We start from the raw sequence: 20,232 nt of genomic DNA on the forward strand, positions 1-20,232 counted from the left end.
GTTCGCCGAGACCGGAGACGACGTGCCGTGGCTTCGACTTGCGTAGTAGGCCTTCAATGGGGAGACGAGGCCAAGGGGAAGATCGTCGACCTGCTCTGTGACCAGCACGATGCCGTCGTCCGCTACCAAGGTGGCGCGAACGCGGGGCACACGGTCGTCGCCGACGGGGTGACGTATAAGCTTTCGCTGATCCCGACGGGCATCCTCCGTCCGGGAACCGAAGGGGTGATCGGCAACGGCGTCGTGATCCACCCCCCCGCCCTGCTCAAAGAGATCGAGACCCTGGCTGCCCAGGGAATCGATATGGGCCATCGCCTGCACGTCAGCGACCGGGCACACGTGATCCTGCCGTACCACATGGCCGAGGAACGGCTGACCGAAGAGTCGGCCTCTGCGGCCGACCACCTCGGCACGACCCGGCGCGGGATCGGCCCTTGCTATAAGGACAAGGTCGGCCGAGTCCACGGGGTGCGCGTCGGCGACCTCTACCACCCCGAGCGGTTCCGCGAGCACATCCAGCGGATCGTGGCCTTCAAGAACCGGCTCCTCCTGGCGATGCTCCCCGACTACGAGCCGATCGAGGCGGAGGCCGTCACGGCAGAATATCTCGGCTACGCCGAGCGGCTGCGCCCCTACGTCAGAGACACGACGACCTGGCTGCACAACGCAATCGGCCAAGGCAAGCGACTCTTGTTCGAGGGGGCTCAGGGATCTCTCCTGGACGTCGATCACGGTAGCTACCCCTACGTGACCAGTTCCAACAGCAGCGCCGCGGGAATCGCGGCGGGTTCGGGGATGCCGACCCGGCACATCGACCGCTGGATCGGCGTGGTCAAGGCGTACACCACTCGAGTCGGCGGCGGTCCGTTCCCGACCGAGCAAGACAACGCAGTGGGCGAGCGGATCCGCAAAGTGGGGCGAGAATACGGCACGGTGACCGGCCGGCCCCGACGCTGCGGCTGGTTCGACGCCGTGGCTGCGCGCTACTCGGCCCGAGTCAGCGGCTCGACCGAAATTTCGCTGATGCTCCTGGACGTGCTGAGCGGGATTCCCGAGCTGCAAGTCGCCGTCGGTTACGAGGACGAGTCGGGCCGTAAAGTGACCGAGATGCCTGGCCACCTTTCCGACCTCGAACGGTGCCGCCCGGTCTATGAGACGCTCCCGGGGTGGGAGTCCGACCTGACCGGAGTCCGCGCCTGGGCCGATCTGCCCACCGAGGCACGGAACTACGTCGGCTACCTCGCGAAGCAGATCGGGGTTCCGGTTTCGATCGTCTCGGTCGGCCCCGAGCGCCGGCAGACGATCATCCTCGGCGACGATGCGCCTCGCGTTTGATTCAAGAAGATGGCCCCTGGGGAACGACCGTTCGTTCGCGGGGGCCGTCTCCTTTTTTCTCGAGTGAGCCGCTTTGACGTTTTCCCGGCGTTGGTCCGGATCGTGCTCTGTCAGCGCGTTGCGTCTCTTCCTTTGAAACGGCACCGGATCGTATTTCAACATGGCGAACGTCTCGATCTCGGAGGAAGGGCTGGCGCGGATCTCCGCACTCGGGTTAACGCCCGAGCAACTGCCCCGGCACGTCGCGATCATCATGGACGGGAACGGCCGCTGGGCTCAAAACCGGGGACGAGCCCGAATCGTCGGCCACCGCCGGGGAATTCAGAGCGTCCGCGCGGTGGTCGAGGAAGGATGCCGACTCGGCCTCGACCAGATCACGCTCTATTGCCTGTCGATTGAGAACTGGAAACGCCCACCGCGAGAACTCACCTTCCTGCTCCGTCTGCTCCGCCACTTCCTCAAGGTCGAGCGGGCCGAGCTCATGGAACAGAACGTCCGGCTCACGATGATCGGCCGGCGCGAGGGACTCCCCAGCGCCGTGCTCGACGAGTTCGACCGCACGGTGGAGGAAACGGCGGAGAACACGGGCATGACGCTCTGCCTGGCCGTCAACTACGGCGGGCGCACCGAGATCGCCGACGCCGCGCGCCGCCTGGCCGAAGACGTCCGCTCCGGCACGCTCCAGCCCGACCAGGTCGACGAGTCACTCTTCGCCACCTACCTGACAACCCACGGAATGCCCGACCCGGACCTCCTGATCCGGACCGCCGGCGAGATGCGTCTGAGCAACTTCTTGCTCTGGCAGATCTCCTACTCCGAGATCTGGGTCACCGACGTCCTCTGGCCTGAGTTCCGAGGCGATGACTTGCTCGCCGCCTGCCATGCGTTCGCCGCGCGCGAGCGAAAGTTCGGCGGCCTCCCGACGCCACCGGCGAACAGCCAAGCGCGGAGACCGTCTGCCCCCAAGGCCACACGATAGTTCAAAGCCGAACGGCAATGACGGGCCCTTCGTTCCCCGGGACCGAAGGGCCGGAGAACGAACTCGTCTCTTGCTTCTCGTCCGGGATAGGCTATGAACTCTTAGGCACACGGCTCCTCACCCCCCCACACCCTCTTTTATTTAAAGCTCACCATGCTCAGCACCCGACTCGTGTTCGGATTCTCGATGGTCGGGGCGCTCCTGCTGGTGCTCTGCCTGGACGAGTGGTTCGCCCCTTGGTTCCCCGTCTGGTTCGTCCTCGCCTTGATCGTCATGGGATCGGCAAGCCTGGAGTTGGTTGCACTCCTGGGCGAAACCACGATCAAGCCCTCGGGCAACACGGTGTTCGCAGGGGTCATCACCCTCGTGTTCGCGAACTGGGCCCCCCATGTCACGAGCCACTTCCTCAGCACCGCCGCCCATGGAGAGTTCTTAGGAGGCTACGACCCGTTGGGGCCGGTGAACGACCTCGGTTGGCCGCTCCTGGCATTCGTCGCGGTCGTCATGGGAGCGTTCGTCGTCCAGAGCCTTCAACGCCAAAAACCGGGTGAGACGATCGCGAAAATCGCGGGGTCGATCTTTGCCGTGGCCTACCTGGGGTTACTCGGCAGCTTCATGATCCAGCTCCGCTGGTTCCACGGAGCCTATCACGGCATCCTCCCCCTGGCGTTCCTGGTCGCGACCTCCAAAGGGGCCGATACGGGTGCCTACACGGTGGGACGCATCGCCGGGCGACACAAACTTTGGCCTCGGATCAGCCCGAACAAAACGATCGAAGGAGCGTTCGGCGGCCTGCTCTTCGGAGTCGGAGCCGCCCTAATCACCGCCGTGGTGGCCCGCTACCTGCTTCATGCGCCGACGCTGGGATGGACCGCAGCGGCCGGCTTCGGAGTCATCGTCAGTTCCGCCGCGCAATTCGGCGACCTGATGGAGTCGATGATCAAACGCGAATGTGCTCGCAAGGACGCATCGGCCGCCGTCCCCGGCTTCGGTGGCGTTCTTGACGTCATCGATTCTCTCCTCTTCGCAGCTCCGGTGGCCTTCGCCTACTGGCTCGCGTTCGGGCCTTGAAACCGTCTGGCCATCCCCGTGGCAAACCAACCACCATCTCGACTCTGAACAACCTGTTGTCGAACAGGGTGTAGATCGACAGGCTCACGCCGGTGGTGGCGACCAGGATCATGATATCCATGAGGGAGAGCCTGGGGCGGTTGGCCTGAGACATCCTCTAGTCCCGGAAAAGGATGATCGGTAGGCTTACTCGTTATCCTAAACCGCCACGTACCACGCTTTGAGCAGGGCAAGTCGCCAGGCTGTTAGTGCGTGGGATCACGTTCAGTCAAACCCGTTGCGAACAACGCGAGGGACGAGTGCCTTCTATAGATTTCCGATATTCGGAAACGCAGTCTTGTTTTTCCGAATATCGGAAGCATGATTAGGGTATAAAGCAAGCGTCATTGCGAGAAGGATCAGGGAGATGGCCGACGAAACAAAGCCCAAGCGGAACCACCTGATCAGCCGCAAAAAGTTCCGCGAATTCGTCGCCGGCCACCCGGGTACTGATCGTGACCTTGAGACCTTCGTCGCTTGGTGCAAGATTGTCGAGAGGGCCGACTGGCGGAACTTCGCCGATGTTCGGGAAACGTTTCCCCATGCCGACCTGATCGGCGATCAAGTTTGCTTTAACCTCGGAGGCAACAAGTACCGCGTTCTGGCTGGCATCGACTACCGGGCCGACAAGCCGGCTTGGGTCTACGTCGAGATGGTCCTGACCCACAAAGAGTACGACAATCTATAGACGGCCCGGGCCCTCCCTGAAAGGGGAGTACCTGCCCCTGGTGAGAGATGAACGATGACCACCGCCACCCCCGTTGCACCAAGCAACAGCTACCTCTCGCTGATCCAGGAGTTCCCACTCCGCCCGCTCCGGAGTGAAGGAGAGCTCGAAGCTGCCATCGCGATGATCGACCGCATCCGCGCCCGGAAGGACCGGGACGAGCAAGAGAACGATTACCTTGAGGTCCTCGCCGGCCTGGTCGAGACCTACGAAGCTGAGGTTGACCCGCTCCCCGACCTGGATCCAGTCGCCGCTCTCCGCTTCCTGCTCGAGACGAACGGGATCACTCAGGCCCAGCTCGCTGAGCAAACCGGGCTATCCATGACGGCAATCAGCGAGATCCTCCACGGTAAGCGGGGAATCACCCCCAAGACCCGCGAGGCGCTGGCCAAGCGTTTCCGAGTTTGCCCGTCGCTTTTCGCCTGAGAGAGGGTGCATCCCTTGTGGTGCGGTCTCAATGTGGGATTTCCCCTCATTTGAAACCGCGTCGCTAAACTCATACAGTTCGACTGATACATAACCGCAAACCTTTGGCCTGTAAGGAGCCAAGGCAAGCCGCCGGGCACTTCAGCAGGGAAACCTGGGCCATCGATCTGGCAAAAGGGATGACCCACTACTGGTCCTGACGATCGATCCAGGCCCCCTGTTCTGCTCATTTCAGGTGCCTGGCCACCCCTTGGCCGGGCAGGTTCATCGAGGGTCTTGTCGGCTACACCCGGCCCCCGCAAAGCCCTGGCGAGAACGAGAGCCCATCCGTATCCGAAGAAGAGAACTGCAGCGGCGTTGCGAACCCTGGAGCGAAGCGATAGCGTATCAGGCGGGAGGTTATGCATGCTGCTGGTGCTCAAAATGGGGAGCCCACCGAACACGGGAAGCTTCCCCTTGCTCTATAAACGGTCAACCCGGCATAGCTTTGTAAACCGACGTTTCTGACAAGGCCCCTACGGTGTGTTGAGGGTCGTCGCGTCCCTGACAGCCTCCTGATGATAAGCCTTGGCTTGCCAAGGTAGACGACAGCTTGCCGCCAACCTTACCCCTAAGGTGTATTGACGGGACATTGCGTTTTTCTAGGGAACTGATCCATAATAGGATCCATTGTTCGGCGAGCCGTTGTTACGGGAAAATCGGACGATTGCGGTTTTCCCGGCACGGCATGTGCCGACGAAGGGCAAGGTATGCCGGAAGTTACGATTAGCCTGAGCGGACACGAAGAAGAGCTTGCCGTCTTTGGCAGCCGGGATCAGTACCTCAGACAGGTGCGTGATGCACTGAAGGTCAAGGTAGTCGCTCGCCACGGCGAGGTCCGGGTTGAGGGGGACAGCGAACGCGTTGAGTTGGCCCGCCAGGTGTTCGAGCAACTGCGTGACTTGTACCAGCGGAAACGCGCGATCACGAGTGACGAAGTCGCCGACGCAATCGACGCGGCCCTGAACGTGGCCAACCCCGAGCAGGCCGGCCCTGTTGAGATCCGTGAGGGGAAACAGATCGTCCGGCCTCGCACCGACGGCCAAGGACGCTACTTGAGGTCCTTGAAAGAGAACGAGTTGGTCTTCTGCGTCGGACCGGCGGGTACCGGCAAGACCTATCTCGCGGTTGCTCAAGCCGTCTCCGCACTCAGGCGTGGCCAGATCAAGAAAATCGTGCTGGTCCGACCGGCTGTCGAAGCCGGTGAACACCTCGGCTTCCTTCCGGGCGACCTGGAAGCGAAAATCAATCCTTACCTGCGTCCCTTGCTCGACGCACTCCATGACTTGATGGATTACGATCAGATCCGCCGCTACATGGGCAACGACCTGATCGAAATCGCCCCCTTGGCCTATATGCGGGGCCGAACGCTCAACGACGCGGTGATTATTCTCGACGAGGGGCAGAACGCGACCGTCCCTCAGATGAAGATGTTCCTGACGCGGATGGGACAGAACGCGCGGATCGTGGTGACTGGCGACATCACTCAGGTGGACCTGCCGCAGGAAACCGTCAGCGGATTGGCGGACGCGGTTGATCGCTTGAAGTCAGTCCCCGGCGTCGGCGTGATCTGGCTCGACAAATCAGACATCGTTCGGCACCCTCTTGTGCAGGCGATCGTCGAGGCTTACGAAGGTTCGGAGCCGGCGAGGGACGCGGGGGCGGAGACGAAAGCAGGCGCGGCGAGCCGCGTTGAGCCGTCTTCCCTCGCGGACGATGGCCGACCCGCCATGGGATGAGGCGAAGCGTGACCCTTAAGGGTTGCGCTGAAGCCGTGCCAGCGTTGGCACGGCGCGTTCCGGCGTGGGATGGGGCTCGGCCCCGTTGACCACGCGTGCTCGAGATGCTTCCATGAGCTTTGGTAAACGTCGGTCCAAACTCTCCCGGGCCCAGCTACGGCCTACCAATCCGATCGCGCTCCAGCAAGGACGTGTGGCCAGGCAGCGAGACCGCCTGATCCGCCTGGCCATCGTGGGCGTAGCCGTCCTCGCGACCGCCGCCATTGTTCATGGATCCGGCCCCCCCTTCACGTTCCGGATCGGCCAGCGACCGACCCGCGAGGTCCGGGTCAACGTCCCCGAGTTCAAACGACTCAACCAGAAGAAGACGAATACCGAGCGGCAGGCCGAGGTCGACCAGGTCCCCCCCTCAATGGTCAACGACCCTGCGCCGCTGCGCGACCTGTCCGAACGACTCGACGACCTCATGGTCGCCATCGCCAAGGCCTCGAGCCTCGACGCCCTGCCCGAGAACCTGCGTGCGAGCTGGCGGCTCAGGAACGAGACGTTCGAGGAGCTGAAGGCAGCCACCGACACCCCCGAACGTCGCGACGCCCTCCATTTGCAGATTGCCAAAGCGTTCGCCCCCTTGCTCCGCGATGGTGTGCTCGGTTACGACACCCTGCCCCGGCACGAGGAGTCGAGCCGGACCCTCGCCGTGCGCGGGCCGGGACAATCCCCCAAGCAATCGCATCGCGTCCCCCGCGAGCGGGTCGTACCCGAGCGCGTGGCCAAGCCCGAGGGACCCGTCTACAAGGACTTCGTCGCCGCCTTCAGCGATCCCAGAGTCGGCCCGCTCCTGTTTCACCTGATCGCGGAGAAGTTGGCGGGAACGCCGACCCTGACTTACGAAGAGCCGTACACCACAACCCAGCGCGAGCTCGCTCGAGGCCGAGTCGAGGACGTCTACGACACGTACCGCCAGGGGGACGTCCTCCTCGATCAGGATCAGAAAATCGAGGAAGAGCAGCTCATCCTCCTTCGCCTCGAACACGATAAGGCCAGTGGAGCGCTCGGCATCGGAGGACGGATCCGCCGCGTCAGCTCGATGATCTTGCTCGTCGCGGCCCTGTTTGCGTTGATCGGTTACTACGTCGTCCGGCACGAACCCGACGTCGCCCGCGACTTGAGCCGGGTCGCCGCCCTCTGCGGTCTGGTCGTGACCGCGATTGGGCTGGTCCGCCTGCTGGCGATGCAACCCTGGGATGCCGAGCTGATTCCGGTCGCGATTGCGGCCATGATCATCGCCATCGCCTATAATCCGCACTTCGCGCTGATGGTCACGTTCGCGCTCTGTCTCCTGACCAGCCTCGCGCTCGGGACCGGGATCGACCACTTCCTGGTCGTCATGGGCGGAACCGCGGCGGGGGTGCTCACGCTCAATGAGGTGCGGACTCGAACCAAACTCATCAAGGTCGGGGCCACCGCCGCCCTGGGTTATTTCCTGCTGACCTGGGCCACCGGGCTCTGGCAGAACGAGCCGATCGGACTCATCACCAGCGACAGCCTTTGGCGTGCGGGCTGGGGGCTGATGGCCGGCTTCTTCCTCGGAGGAAGCTTACCATTCGTCGAGAACTCGTTCGGGATCGTCACCGGGATCAGCTTGCTCGAGTTGGGGGACATTACCCACCCCCTGCTCCAGGAACTGGTCCGTCGCGCCCCCGGAACGCACAACCACTCGATCACGGTCGGAGCGATTGCCGAGAGCGCGGCCGAGCGCATCGGGGCCCATGCCTTACTCGTTCGCATCGGGGCCTATTTTCATGACATCGGCAAGATGCTCAAGCCGCACTATTTCGTCGAGAACCAGGCAGGGGCAGCCAACCGGCATGCGAATCTCGCCCCGGCGATGAGCACCTTGATTATCATCGGCCACGTCAAGGATGGCGTCGACCTCGGTCGACAGCACCACCTCCCCGAGCGGATCATCGACCTGATCGAGCAACACCACGGAACGACCTTGGTCGAATACTTCTACCACGAGGCCAACCGGCGCAACGACGGCAACCCCGACGCGGCGGCCGTCCAGGAACGGGCGTTCCGCTACCCCGGCCCCAAGCCTCAGAGCAAGGAAGCCGGTATCTTAATGGTCGCCGACGCGGTCGAGAGCGCCAGCCGGACCCTCTCCGAGCCAACGCCCGGCCGCATCGAAGGCCTGGTTCGCGACCTGATCGAAAAACGACTGCGGGACGGCCAGTTCGATGAATGCGGCCTGACCCTGCGAGAGATCGGCGAGATCCGTGAAAGCCTGATCAAGTCGTTGATCGGGATCTACCACGGTCGCGTCAAATACCCGGAACAACGGACCGCCTGATGGCCGACGACATCATCACACCATCCCGTTTTGAAATCACGATTAGCAATACTCAGGGGCACCTCAAAATCGATCCCGAGACACTCCGTGGCCTGGCCGGCCGAGTCTTGCTCGGCGAAGGGGTGAACCAAGCCGAGATCTCGATCGCCCTGGTAGACGACCGCGCGATCCACGCCCTCAACGATCGCCACCTGGGCCACAACTGGCCCACGGACGTGATCACCTTTCCTCTCTCCGAGCCCGGCGAACTGCCGCTCGTCGGCGAGCTCGTGGTCTCCGCCGAAATGGCGACGGTGACCGCGCGACAGGCGGGAACCGACCCGGGCGCTGAACTGGCGCTCTACCTGGTCCATGGTTTGCTTCACTTGTGTGGTTATGACGATCAAACGCCTGAGGATCGGACACGAATTCGACGTCGCGAGGACGAGATTCTGACCTCCGAGGGCTTGACCAACACGTTCCCGCTGGTCGGCCCGGCCGAGGTCAGTGACATGGAACGGGAGAGTGTGCGGTGGGCGGTCTAAACCTGGGTTGGACTCTGCTCCTGGGATTTTTCGTTCTCAGTCTTCATCTCCTCTCGGTCACGCTGGCGAGGGCGCTTCGCACCTACTCGCCGAGCCGACTCGAGGAGTTGTGCGCCGAGCGCGGCCTGGCCGCCCTGGCCGATGACGTCGCGGATTTCGACGAGCGGACGGAGCGGAGCGCGGAGACGCTGGCCGTGGTGACCGGTCTGATGCTAGCCGCCCTCCTGGGCGCGACCTCAGGCCAGGTGGCCCCGAGCATGGCGGTCGAGGCGGTCTTCGCCATCGCCCTCTCCGTCGGCGCGGCGGGCTACGTCCTGGCGGGGGTCGTCGGCCGGGTCTTCGCCGAAGCGGTCATCGTCAAGCTCTGGCCGTTCGCGGGGGCACTCCGCACCCTGACCGGTCCCTTGACATTCGGGTCGCGGATGGTCGAAACCTTGGCGTTCCGGCTGGCCAATTCCGCCGACACCGCACCTCGTCCGGCCAGTGTCGAGGTCGAGATTCCGGCCGACAGCGAGCATCATGACGGCAGTGAGCCCGATCTCCCCGAGTTAGCCCATGAACTGCTTCACAACGTGGTCGAGCTGACCCGCCGCGACGTCTCCGAGATCATGACCCCGCGATCGTCCATGGTCGCCCTCCCCTCGTCAATCACGGCCCGAGGAGCAGCCCAGGTCTTCCGCGAGTCGGGCAGGAGCCGGATCCCCGTTTTCGGCGAGAACCGCGACGACATCCTTGGCATCCTCTATGCCAAAGACCTGTTCCCGATCATGACCGACGGGAGGGATCCCGAGAAGATCGTCGCGCGTAAGCTCGTCCGCCCCGCTTACTGTGTGCCGGAGACCAAGAACGCCCTCGAGCTGCTCGAAGAGTTTCGCTCGCGACGCATCCAGCTTGCCATCGTGCTCGATGAGTACGGTGGCGTGGCAGGTCTCGTCACCCTCGAAGACCTCCTCGAACAGCTCGTCGGGGCCATCGACGACGAACATGACGTGCCCACCTTGATCGATCCCGTGCGCCCACTCGGCGGTACGAAATACGAGGTCGTCGCGACGATCACCCTGGAACTTTTGAACGAACGGCTGGGCCTCCACCTGCCCACCGACGCCGACTTCTTGACCTTGGGCGGACTCGCGTTTCACGCGCTGGGCCGACTGCCCGAGCCGGGTGCCTCGTTCCGCTACGACGGGGTCGAGTTCACCGTGGTGGAAGTGGCCGACCACTCGATCCGCCGGCTCCGGCTCGACCTCCAACCGGCTGCGACGGTGGGAACCTAGAGCAGCTCACTTTTGAATAACAAGCAAATCATGCAGACAAAGTCACAGAGCCTGAGCCCACCTGTGACTCGTCATGATCCCTGTCCCCAACAGTGCGTCCCAAGGAAACCCGGTGCAACGCCTTGAATTTCCAGGTTAGGGTTTCCCTTCAGGGCGGCTTGATTTTTACTTCATCTGTTCCCGGGGCATTGCCCCGGGCTTCTTTGGACCGCCCCGTTGGGGCTGAACCGGAGTCGCTCGTGTGGCCGCGGTCCGAACGTTGGGGCTGATCGTCCGCTCGGTAGACGTGTTTGAGACCAGCTCCGTCGTGACGTTGTTCACACGCGAGTTGGGCAAGGTTTCCGCCCTGGCCAAAGGAGCACGGCGATTGAAGTCGCCATTGCAGGGTGGGCTTGACCTCCTCGGTGTTTCCGATATTGTGTTGCTGCACAAGGCGTCCGACACGTTGGACTTGGTTACCGAGGCCGCACCCGTCGAGCGCTTTGCGTCACTTCGCCGCGACCTGGCGGCCCTGTATGCCGGCTACTACATCGCCGAAATTCTGTCGGACCTGACCGACTCCCATGATTCACACCCGAGACTGTTCGACGCGGCGACGATCACGTTGCGGCATCTGGGCGACTCCGAGTCGCGGTCCCGGCGTTTACTCCGGTTCGAGCTGGCTTGCCTGCGCGAACTTGGTCTAATGCCGACCCTTGATGCCTGCGCGCATTGCGGCGCGTCGGTGGAGGGACGAGGGGACGCATTCGCCTTCGGATTGGCGACGGGCGGAGTGCTCTGCCCGCTGTGCCGGCCCGGGCAACCGCACGTGGCCACGCTCTCGGGTCGAACCCTGGATGCGATCCGCGTGCTGGCCAGTCCCGGCGGTGGTTGGCGCGATCTCGACGCCAGTCCCGCGAGCCTGGCCCCGGTCCGGACGACCGTGGGTAACCTCGTCAGTCATCAGCTAGGCCGTCGCCCCCGTCTTCTGCCCTATCTCGGAGCCTGACCTGATGGCCATGGTGAACCTGCAACACGACCCCCGCCTCCTGCCGATCCTTCGGCTCTGGGCCGTCGTGGCGGTCCTTCTGGCGACCTCCGGCTGCAGCACCTGGAACGCCTGGCGGATGGGAACCGACTCGTCCCTGTCCAAAGGGCCCACCAAGGACGAGCTCGGCGACGACCGCAACCTGATGGCGCGTTGGCTCACGCCCAAAGTCGGAGGACCTTCCGGCGACGCCACAGGCAAAGCCCGCTCACCACTCGTCCTCGGATCCAACGGCTGGAAGCCGATGAAGCTCCCGAGCAACCCCCAGGCCGACACCGAATTCCAGGCCGCCGAAACCCTCTTCCAGCAAGGAAAGCTCGCCGAGGCAGAGGCCGCCTTCAAGAAGATCGCCAAGGACCGGAAGGGGACCCCCTGGGGAGAAAAGGGGCAATTCTACCTGGCCGAAACCCTCTTCCAGCGCGGCAAATATGTCGCGTCCGAAGACAATTTTGAGATCCTGATCAAGGAATATCCCGGCACCCTCTATCGTGGCAAACTCGTCGCTCGTGAGTTCGCCATCGCCCAGACCTGGCTCGCCGAGGATGACCCCAAGGCCAAGGCCGAACAGAAACTCCCCTGGACCGGCCGATTCACCGGCCAACGCCCCATGATCGACGCCCACGGCCACGCCCTCCGCGCTCTCGAGCATGTTCGCCAGCACGATCCCGACGGCCCCCTCTCCGACGACGCCGTACTCCGAATCGCCGATGAACACATGAGCACGGGCGACTACGAACTGGCCGCCATGCACTACGACCAGCTCACCACCGACCATCCCAAGAGCCCTTACCTCCAGCGTGCCCAACTCGCCAGCATCGACGCGCGGATGAAGAATTACATCGGCCCCGAATACGACCCGAGTGATCTCGACAAGGCCCGCGAGATGATCAAGCAGACCATGGTCACCTTCCCCGACCGCCCCGCAAGCAACGAAAAGCTCTACCACACCCTCGACCTGATCAACGACCAAGAAGCCGAGCGCAATTACCTCGTTGCCGACTACTACAAGCGGACCGGCAAAGTGGCTTCCGCCGAATACATGTACGGTAAGATCCGACACAAATGGCCCAAGAGCGAGTGGGCCGCCAAGGCCAAGACCGACCTGGCCTCACTCGCCAAGATGCCCCGCAAAGAATCGCTCCCCAGCAAGATTATGACGGCCCCCGGCAGTGTCGATCCCTTCAGCAGTGGTGGCCCTGGGATGAATGGTGCAACCGGCGGCATGCCCGGCATGGGCATGATGGGTGGACCCGGTGGAATGAACTGATCGCGGCCGTTCAGGAAGAACGTCCCGACTCCGGCCGCCAAGGAAGGTCTGACTCATGCGGAATCCGATCCAAGTTCCCGGTCCAACGCGACGCAACATCCTCCGCTTGTTCGCGCTCAGCCTCGCCGGACAGGCGGGCTGCGGCTACTCACTCCGCGCCCCGTACGACACGAACGTGAAGACGGTCTTCGTGCCGCCCTTCCGCTCAGTCTCGTTTCGTCGCGAAGTCCAGCTCCAACTGACCGAACTGGTCCAAAAGGAGATCGAGAAGCGGACCCCGTACAAGGTCGTCGGCAGAATCGAAGAGGCCGACACCATCCTCGAAGGAACGGTCAACTACGCAGATAAGAACATCATGGTGGAGAACCCGGAAAACCTTCCGCGCCAGCTCACCGCGACCATGCAGGTCTCGGTCAACTGGATCCACAACCCGCCTCTCGACTACGAGCGCAACCGCGACCCAACCGTCGTCTCCGAGACGACCTATTTCGCCCCCGAACTCGGCGAAACCACAACGACCGCGTTCTATCGGACCAGTCAAAACCTCGCCACCCAGATCGTCGACATGATGGAAGAACCGTGGTCGGCCGGCGAAGGCAAAGACTAGCACACGGCTTCGGAATCGAATGCGTACCCTGGGACCACAGGCGACCCGCCTCTCTTCTTTGATTCGCCGGGAAGGCTGGGTCCCCAGGCCGACGAAAACCCATATGACACGTGAGATCCTCCCCAACCCGCCAGCCCTCTCCATTTCCTTGCCAATGGCCGGAAATCCCGAATCCCTCCGCTAAGAATTGATTCCTCGGCACGTGATCCTCACGGAACTTCGCGTTCGCCGGCTCGTCTAAGCCGGAAGGGTCGATCCATGTCTCGCCGAGGAACTCGTCTCATGTGCAAGTCCCAGGCATCCCGCCACGGGTGGGCGATCGTCGGAGTCGTGGTCCTGAGTGGATCGCTCCAAGGCTGTAGCAACCAAGCGAATAAGGAGGAAGGAAATGCACCGGTAACAGCAGCCGGTGCAAAGGCAGCGCCCATTCCGGGTCTTGCGAGCCAGATCCATCCCAAGCCTTTCCCTCGGGCGAATGCCCCAGCCCCTCAATCGCCGGGCACGATGCTAGCAGACATGAGTCTGCACACCGACTTCGACCTCATAGCGGGCGAAATGCCACCCGCTGGGGAACCCTCCAAGGCGGAAGTTACGTCGACGACCGAGGCCTACAGCCGGATCGAGGACAACCCCTTCCTCCAGGTGGGTCAAAACCCCCTCTCGACGTTCTCGATCGATGTAGACACGGCCAGCTATGCGAACGTGCGCCGCTTTTTGGGACAGAACACGATGCCCCCCAAGGATGCGGTCCGGATCGAAGAACTCTTGAATTACTTCCCCTACGACGACCCCGCGCCGACCGGTGACACCCCGTTCTCGGTCCGGGTCGAGGTCGCCGGCTGCCCGTGGAACGCCAAGCATCGGCTCGCCCGAATCGGCATCAAGGGGCGGCCGATCGACCAGGACAAGCGACCCTTGAGCAACCTCGTCTTCCTGATCGACGTCTCCGGATCGATGCAGAATGCCAATAAACTCCCGCTCCTGAAGGCTTCGTTGCAACGACTGGTGGAGCAACTCGGCGAGAACGACCGGGTCGCAATCGTGGTCTACGCCGGCGCGTCGGGCCTGGTCCTTCCTTCGACCTCCTGCCTCAACAGGCAGGCCATCCTCTCGGCCCTGGAAGAACTCCAGTCCGGCGGTTCAACCAACGGCGGGGCCGGCATCCAGCTCGCCTACGACACGGCGGTGAACCACTTCATCCGAGGGGGAACGAACCGGGTGATCCTCGCCACCGACGGCGACTTCAACGTTGGCGTCTCCAGCGAAGGAGACCTGATTCGCTTGATCGAGGAGAAAGCCAAGAGCGGCGTCTTCTTGAGCGTGCTCGGCTTCGGTATGGGTAACCTCAAGGACGCCAACCTCGAAAAGCTCGCCGATAAAGGCAACGGGAACTACGCCTACATCGATAGCCCCAAGGAGGCTGAGAAGGTCTTCGTCCAGGAACTGAGCTCCACGCTCGTGACCATCGCCAAGGACGTCAAGATCCAGGTGGAATTCAACCCCACCAAGGTCGGCGCCTATCGGCTGATCGGCTACGAAAACCGGCTCTTGCAGAAGGAAGATTTCAACGATGACCGCAAGGATGCCGGCGAGATCGGCGCGGGGCACCACGTCACGGCTCTCTATGAACTCGTCGCTCCCGGTAAGATCGAGGGACTACCCGGGGTCGACCCGTTGAAGTACCAGCCACAGCCAGCCGAGGGGTCGAAAACGAGCAGCGACGAATGCCTTACCGTCAAGCTCCGTTACAAGCACCCGGAAGAGGAGAAGAGCCAACTCCTGGAGCGAGGCGTGACCGACGGAGGAACCGAGTACGCCCGCGCCTCGGACGACTTCAAATTCGCCAGCGCCGTGGCCGGCTTCGGAATGCTTCTACGAGGCTCACCCACCAAGGGGAGCCTGACCTACGCGGGCGTTCACGAACTGGCCGCCTCGGCCCTTGGTCAGGATCCCTTGGGCTATCGGGCCGAATTCCTCGCCCTGGTCATAAAAGCCCAGCAAATCGCCCGCTGAACAGACCCATTTTGATGCGATTCGCCCCGGTCCCTCCCCTCCGTGGAGGAACCGGGGCTGCGAAATGCCCGCCGTTTGCGAATCGGGCCAGCACCTGGAAAGCTCCCCTTTCCAGGCCCAATCCCCAAACACCGCTCAGATCCGCTCACTCGCGGATCTGGCCGTCTCCGTAGACGACCCACTTGGTGCTGGTCAGCTCGCGAAGCCCGCAAGGGCCGCGAGCGTGATACTTGTCGGTGCTGATCCCGATCTCAGCTCCCAGGCCGAGTTGGCCGCCGTCGTTGAACCGCGTGCTCGCGTTCACGATCACCGCCGAGCTGTCCACCTCGTCCACAAACCGGCGGGCCGAGACCAGGTCGCGAGTCAGGATCGCCTCGGTATGCCCCGAGCTATGGCGTGCGATGTGGGCCATCGCCGCATCGATCGAGTCGACCACTCCGATCGCCAGGATCTTCTCGAGGTACTCGGTGTCCCAGTCGCTCGGCTCGACCGCCACCATGGTCGGAACGATCTGACGGCTCGCCTCGTCCCCGCGAAGCTCGACCCCCTGCGCAATCAGGGCCTCGGCCACGCGCGGGAGAAAGGTCGCGGCGATGTCACGGTGGACAAGCAAGGTCTCGGCCGCGTTACAGACGCCGGGCCGCTGCGCCTTGGCGTTGACGACGATCCGAACGGCCATGGCCTGGTCGACCTCGGCATCAACATAGACATGACAATTCCCTTGATAGTGCTTCAGAACCGGCATCTTGGCCTCGTCGACCACCCGGCGAATCAGGCTCTCCCCACCTCGAGGAATCGCCAGGTCGATCTTGTCCGGCATCCGGAGCAGGTGCCCGACCACTGCGCGGTCGGTCGTCGGCACGAGCTGAACGGCATCGGCCGGCAAGCCGGATGCAGCAAGTTCGTCGGCGAGCACGCGATGCAAGGCGCGATTGGAATGGATCGCCTCCTTGCCTCCCCGCAAGATGGCCGCGTTGCCACTCTTGACGCAGAGCGCAGCGGCGTCGAGCGTGACGTTGGGCCGGCTCTCGTAGATCATGAAGATCACCCCCAAGGGGACCCGCACCTGAGTGACCTGCAAGCCATTCGGGCGGCGGCTCGAGGTAATCACCTCGCCGATCGGGTCAGCCTGGGCGGCAACCTCGAGCAGCCCTTTGGCCATCTCGTCGATTCGCTTCGCGTTCAAAGTCAGACGATCGATCGCCGCCGCAGTCAGCCCATAACCTGGGGCAGCCGCGATGTCGCGAGCGTTGGCCGCGATGACCTCCGCCGCCCGCTCGATGAGGGCTTGCGCCGATCGCTTCAGCCAGGCGTCCTTCGCCGCCCCTGAGGCGATCGCCATCCGACGCGCGGCGACCTTCGCACGATCGGCCAGCTCCCGAGACTCCTGCAACAGTTGGTCGACCTCGATTACCTGGCTCATCGTTCCTCGTCCCACCCTCGAATGGCGGTCCAGACCTTGATCGCATCGACCATCGGCGCAACGTCGTGGACCCGGACGACGTTCGCTCCCCCCACTCCGGCCGCGAGCGACGACGCCACGGTCGCCGCCCCTCGCTCCGCCACCGGCCGCCCGGTCAACTCGCCGAGAACCCGCTTGCGCGACGTTCCGATCAGGACCGCGCAGCCCAGGTTGGCAAATCGATCGATGTTCCGCAAGATCAACAAGTTATGCTCGGTCGTCTTGCCAAACCCGATCCCCGGGTCAATCGCGATCCGCGCACGCGGGATTCCCATCTCTTCGGCCCAGGCAATCCGGCGCTCGAGGAACTCGAGCACCTCCGCGACCACGTCATTATAGTGCGGGTCAACCTGCATCGTCCGAGGCGCCCCTTGCATATGCATGAGCACAACCCCCGCCCCCGCCTCGACGACCACCCGCGTGAGCCCCTGATCCAATCCAAGCGCGCTGATGTCGTTGACGATCGCCGCCCCCGCCCGCAACGCCTGGCGCGCAACCTCGGCCTTGGTCGTGTCGACCGAAATCGGCACGTCCGCCCGCGTCGCCAAGGCCTCGACCACGGGGACGACCCGGCGCAACTCCTCCTCGAGCGAGACGGGCTCGGAACCCGGCCGGCTCGATTCGCCGCCGATGTCGAGGATGGCGGCCCCCTCCTGTACGAGGCGGATCCCCTGCTCCACCGCGTCCTCAAGCGTCTCGGCGCGGCCTCCGTCGGAGAAGCTATCGGGCGTGACGTTGACGATCCCCATCACCCGAGGCACTCGATCAGCCAGTACCAGGCGGCCCCGCGCCTCCCATGTCCTCATCATCGAGACCTGCCTCTCCAAATTCGGGTCACTTTCAGCGTTCGTCGCCTCAATCTCAATCCCACAAGGCACAAAAAAAGGGCGTTCCCAAAGTCCCACTGAACGCGATACCCTCTTGATCTTACGTGTCCACCGCTCCCCCTTGCCAGGGAACCTCGACCATGCCCCACGACCTGCTCGTCACCACCGAGTGGCTGGAAGCCCATCTTGATGACCCGAACGTCCGCGTGGTCGACGTCCGCGGCTCCGTCACCACACGCCCCCTTGAGCCAGGCGTCGAGGAAGCGACCTACCGGGGCGCGATCGACGAATACCTCGCCAGCCATATCCCGGGAGCGGTCTACGTCGATTGGACCAAGGATATCATTGATCCGGACGACCCCGTCCCTGCCCAAATCGCCCCTCCCGCACGATTCGCCGAGATCATGGCCGAGCGCGGGATCGGCGAGTCGACCCATGTCATCGCGGTCGACCACATGGGGGGTCAGTTCGCCACCCGCCTCTGGTGGGCTCTGACGTATTACGGCCATGACGCCGTGAGCGTCCTCGACGGCGGCTGGAACCGCTGGGTCGAAGAGGAACGCGAGGTCGAGGCGGGGCCGGTCACCGTCCCTCGCGCCCACTTCCAGCCCCGCCCCCGGCCCGAGTGGCGGGCCTCGGCCGCCGAGGTCCTGACCCGACTCGGCCAGCCCGGGCTCCAACTCCTTGATGCCCGCGACGCCGGCCAGTACACCGGCAGCAAGCGGCGAGGTCCACGCGGGGGCCACATCCCCAGCGCAGTCCACGTCCCTCGCGAACTCTTCTTCGCCCCTGAGGGGGGCTTCCTCCCCCTCGAGGACATCTGCCAGCGCATGGTGGAGCGTGGCGTCGTGCCCGAAAAGCCGACGATCGCATACTGCAACGGGGGCGTCGCCGCCACCGTCGTCCTCTTCAACCTCGCCCGCCTCGGCTATGCCAACCTGACCAACTACGACGGCTCCTGGAACGAGTGGGGCCCGCGCCTCGACCTGCCGATCGCCCCCTGAGCCGGGTTCAATGCACCGAGTCGGTCACGCGGACCGACTCGGCTTGACCCCGGCGCCAGGCCAGCGGGAACTCCCCTCTCCCAGCATAAGACAAAACCGAATGGCCTCGAATTGAGGGGGGGTATTGCCACTCTCCGAGACCAGGAGAAGCCACGGTCAGATCAGCCCAAACGCCAACATCGCCTCGGCCACTCGCAAGAAACCGACGATATTCGCTCCGATCACGTAGTTCCCGGGGCTGCCAAATTCCGCCGCAGTCTCGTAGCACGAGCGGTGGATTTCTTTCATGATTTCATGAAGCCGCTGTTCCGTGTGCTCGAAGGTCCAGGTATCCCGGCTGGCGTTTTGCTGCATCTCCAGGGCGGAGGTCGCCACCCCGCCGGCGTTGGCCGCCTTGCCGGGGCCGTAGGCGATCCCCGCCTCCTGGAAGACTTTCACCCCTTCCGGCATGGTCGGCATGTTCGCCCCCTCGCCGACCGCAATGCAACCGTTGGCGACCAGCCGACGCGCGGAGGCCTCGTTGATTTCGTTCTGGGTCGCCGACGGCATCGCGACCTTGCAAGGGATGTCCCAGATATTTCCTCCGGGAATGTACTCCGCGTCGCCATGCTCGTTGGCGTAGTCGGCGATGCGCCGGCGCTCGACACTCTTGAGTTGCTTGAGCAGGTTGAGGTCGATCCCGCGTTTGTGGAAAATCACTCCGTCGGAGTCCGAGCACGCGACAACTTTCCCGCCCAGCGTCTGGATCTTCTCGATCGTGTAGATCGCCACGTTGCCCGACCCGGACACCACGCAGACCTTGCCTTCCAACGACTCGCCGCGAACCTTAAGCATCTCATCCATGAAGTAGACGGAGCCGTAGCCCGTCGCCTCCCGGCGTACCAAGGCTCCGCCCCAATGCGGGCTCTTGCCCGTCAGGACACCCGACTCGTATCGGTTCGTGATCCGCTTGTACTGCCCGAACAGAAAGCCGATCTCCCGCGCACCGACCCCGATGTCACCTGCCGGTACGTCGGTGTACTCACCGAGATGCCGGAACAACTCGGTCATAAAGCTCTGGCAGAACCGCATCACCTCGCCGTCCGACTTCCCCTTGGGGTCGAAGTCCGAGCCTCCCTTGGCCCCTCCGATCGGCATCCCGGTCAAGGCGTTTTTGAAGATCTGCTCGAAGCCGAGGAACTTGACGATCCCGAGATAGACCGACGGGTGAAAACGCAGGCCCCCCTTGTAAGGACCGAGGGCACTGTTGAACTCGACGCGAAACCCACGGTTGATGTGAACCTCGCCGCGGTCGTCCTGCCAGGGAACGCGAAAGATGATCTGCCGTTCGGGCTCACAAATCCGTTCGATGATCTTGGATTCGGCGTACTGGGGGTATTTCCTCAAAACCGGGCCCAGGGTGTCGATGACCTCCCTGACGGCTTGGTGGAACTCGGATTCGCCTGGATTGCGCTGGACGACTTGGTCATAGATTTGGTCGATTTTCTCAGAAGTCTGGGGCATGGTTTCCTACAGCTGT

At 63.4% G+C, this 20,232-nt stretch carries 17 protein-coding genes; 14 read left to right on the forward strand and 3 right to left on the reverse strand.

Annotated features, from left to right (window positions below; translation table 11 throughout):
• Positions 1 to 27: 27 nt before the first annotated feature.
• The 13 genes from SINAC_RS33345 to SINAC_RS33405 all read left to right on the forward strand — a co-directional run bounded on the left by SINAC_RS33345 (position 28) and on the right by SINAC_RS33405 (position 15,420).
• Complete coding sequence (locus SINAC_RS33345; RefSeq protein ID WP_015249942.1) at positions 28 to 1,335, forward strand: adenylosuccinate synthase; 1,308 nt, start codon at positions 28 to 30, stop codon at positions 1,333 to 1,335.
• 160 nt (positions 1,336 to 1,495) lie between these two features.
• Positions 1,496 to 2,314 (forward strand): isoprenyl transferase, encoded by an 819-nt coding sequence (locus SINAC_RS33350; protein ID WP_015249943.1) that lies wholly within the window; start codon positions 1,496 to 1,498, stop codon positions 2,312 to 2,314.
• Between the two features lie 153 nt (positions 2,315 to 2,467).
• On the forward strand, positions 2,468 to 3,385 hold the full coding sequence (locus SINAC_RS33355) for a phosphatidate cytidylyltransferase (protein WP_020466486.1): 918 nt from the start codon (positions 2,468 to 2,470) through the stop codon (positions 3,383 to 3,385).
• Between the two features lie 406 nt (positions 3,386 to 3,791).
• Positions 3,792 to 4,112 (forward strand): type II toxin-antitoxin system HigB family toxin, encoded by a 321-nt coding sequence (locus SINAC_RS33360; RefSeq protein WP_015249946.1) that lies wholly within the window; start codon positions 3,792 to 3,794, stop codon positions 4,110 to 4,112.
• A 54-nt stretch (positions 4,113 to 4,166) separates the two neighbouring features.
• Positions 4,167 to 4,577 carry a helix-turn-helix domain-containing protein gene (locus SINAC_RS33365; RefSeq protein ID WP_015249947.1) on the forward strand — a complete coding sequence of 137 codons (411 nt, stop codon included), beginning with the start codon at positions 4,167 to 4,169 and terminating at the stop codon, positions 4,575 to 4,577.
• A 749-nt stretch (positions 4,578 to 5,326) separates the two neighbouring features.
• Positions 5,327 to 6,355: a PhoH family protein gene (locus SINAC_RS33370; protein ID WP_015249949.1), complete on the forward strand. Its 1,029-nt coding sequence runs from the start codon at positions 5,327 to 5,329 to the stop codon at positions 6,353 to 6,355.
• A 112-nt stretch (positions 6,356 to 6,467) separates the two neighbouring features.
• Positions 6,468 to 8,708: an HD family phosphohydrolase gene (locus tag SINAC_RS33375; RefSeq protein ID WP_015249950.1), complete on the forward strand. Its 2,241-nt coding sequence runs from the start codon at positions 6,468 to 6,470 to the stop codon at positions 8,706 to 8,708.
• The gene (gene ybeY / locus SINAC_RS33380) at positions 8,708 to 9,232 is read left to right on the forward strand and encodes an rRNA maturation RNase YbeY (protein WP_015249951.1); all 525 of its coding nucleotides are present in this window, start codon (positions 8,708 to 8,710) and stop codon (positions 9,230 to 9,232) included. Before SINAC_RS33375 ends, ybeY begins: the two co-directional genes overlap by 1 nt.
• On the forward strand, positions 9,220 to 10,506 hold the full coding sequence (locus SINAC_RS33385) for a hemolysin family protein (RefSeq protein WP_015249952.1): 1,287 nt from the start codon (positions 9,220 to 9,222) through the stop codon (positions 10,504 to 10,506). Before ybeY ends, SINAC_RS33385 begins: the two co-directional genes overlap by 13 nt.
• A gap of 241 nt (positions 10,507 to 10,747) precedes the next feature.
• Positions 10,748 to 11,494 (forward strand): DNA repair protein RecO, encoded by a 747-nt coding sequence (gene recO / locus SINAC_RS33390; RefSeq protein ID WP_015249953.1) that lies wholly within the window; start codon positions 10,748 to 10,750, stop codon positions 11,492 to 11,494.
• Positions 11,495 to 11,498: 4 nt separating this feature from the next.
• Complete coding sequence (locus tag SINAC_RS33395; protein WP_015249954.1) at positions 11,499 to 12,800, forward strand: tetratricopeptide repeat protein; 1,302 nt, start codon at positions 11,499 to 11,501, stop codon at positions 12,798 to 12,800.
• Positions 12,801 to 12,855: 55 nt separating this feature from the next.
• Positions 12,856 to 13,407 (forward strand): LPS assembly lipoprotein LptE, encoded by a 552-nt coding sequence (gene lptE, locus SINAC_RS33400; RefSeq protein ID WP_015249955.1) that lies wholly within the window; start codon positions 12,856 to 12,858, stop codon positions 13,405 to 13,407.
• 282 nt (positions 13,408 to 13,689) lie between these two features.
• On the forward strand, positions 13,690 to 15,420 hold the full coding sequence (locus tag SINAC_RS33405) for a vWA domain-containing protein (RefSeq protein WP_015249956.1): 1,731 nt from the start codon (positions 13,690 to 13,692) through the stop codon (positions 15,418 to 15,420).
• Between the two features lie 145 nt (positions 15,421 to 15,565).
• On the opposite strand, the gene SINAC_RS33410 is transcribed toward SINAC_RS33405, so the two are convergent.
• Positions 15,566 to 16,843: a glutamate-5-semialdehyde dehydrogenase gene (locus SINAC_RS33410; protein ID WP_015249957.1), complete on the reverse strand. Its 1,278-nt coding sequence runs from the start codon at positions 16,841 to 16,843 to the stop codon at positions 15,566 to 15,568.
• Positions 16,840 to 17,691 (reverse strand): dihydropteroate synthase, encoded by an 852-nt coding sequence (gene folP, locus SINAC_RS33415; RefSeq protein ID WP_015249958.1) that lies wholly within the window; start codon positions 17,689 to 17,691, stop codon positions 16,840 to 16,842. The genes SINAC_RS33410 and folP overlap by 4 nt, the downstream gene beginning before the upstream one ends.
• Before the next feature lie 158 nt (positions 17,692 to 17,849).
• On the opposite strand from folP, the gene SINAC_RS33420 reads away from it, so the two are divergent.
• Positions 17,850 to 18,713: a sulfurtransferase gene (locus SINAC_RS33420; RefSeq protein WP_015249959.1), complete on the forward strand. Its 864-nt coding sequence runs from the start codon at positions 17,850 to 17,852 to the stop codon at positions 18,711 to 18,713.
• A 156-nt stretch (positions 18,714 to 18,869) separates the two neighbouring features.
• Here the strand turns inward: SINAC_RS33420 and gdhA are convergent, their stop codons facing one another.
• Positions 18,870 to 20,216, reverse strand: coding sequence for an NADP-specific glutamate dehydrogenase (gene gdhA / locus SINAC_RS33425; protein ID WP_015249960.1), 1,347 nt, complete (start codon positions 20,214 to 20,216; stop codon positions 18,870 to 18,872).
• Positions 20,217 to 20,232: the final 16 nt, after the last annotated feature.

This window comes from Singulisphaera acidiphila DSM 18658, assembly GCF_000242455.2.
GTDB lineage: Bacteria > Planctomycetota > Planctomycetia > Isosphaerales > Isosphaeraceae > Singulisphaera > Singulisphaera acidiphila.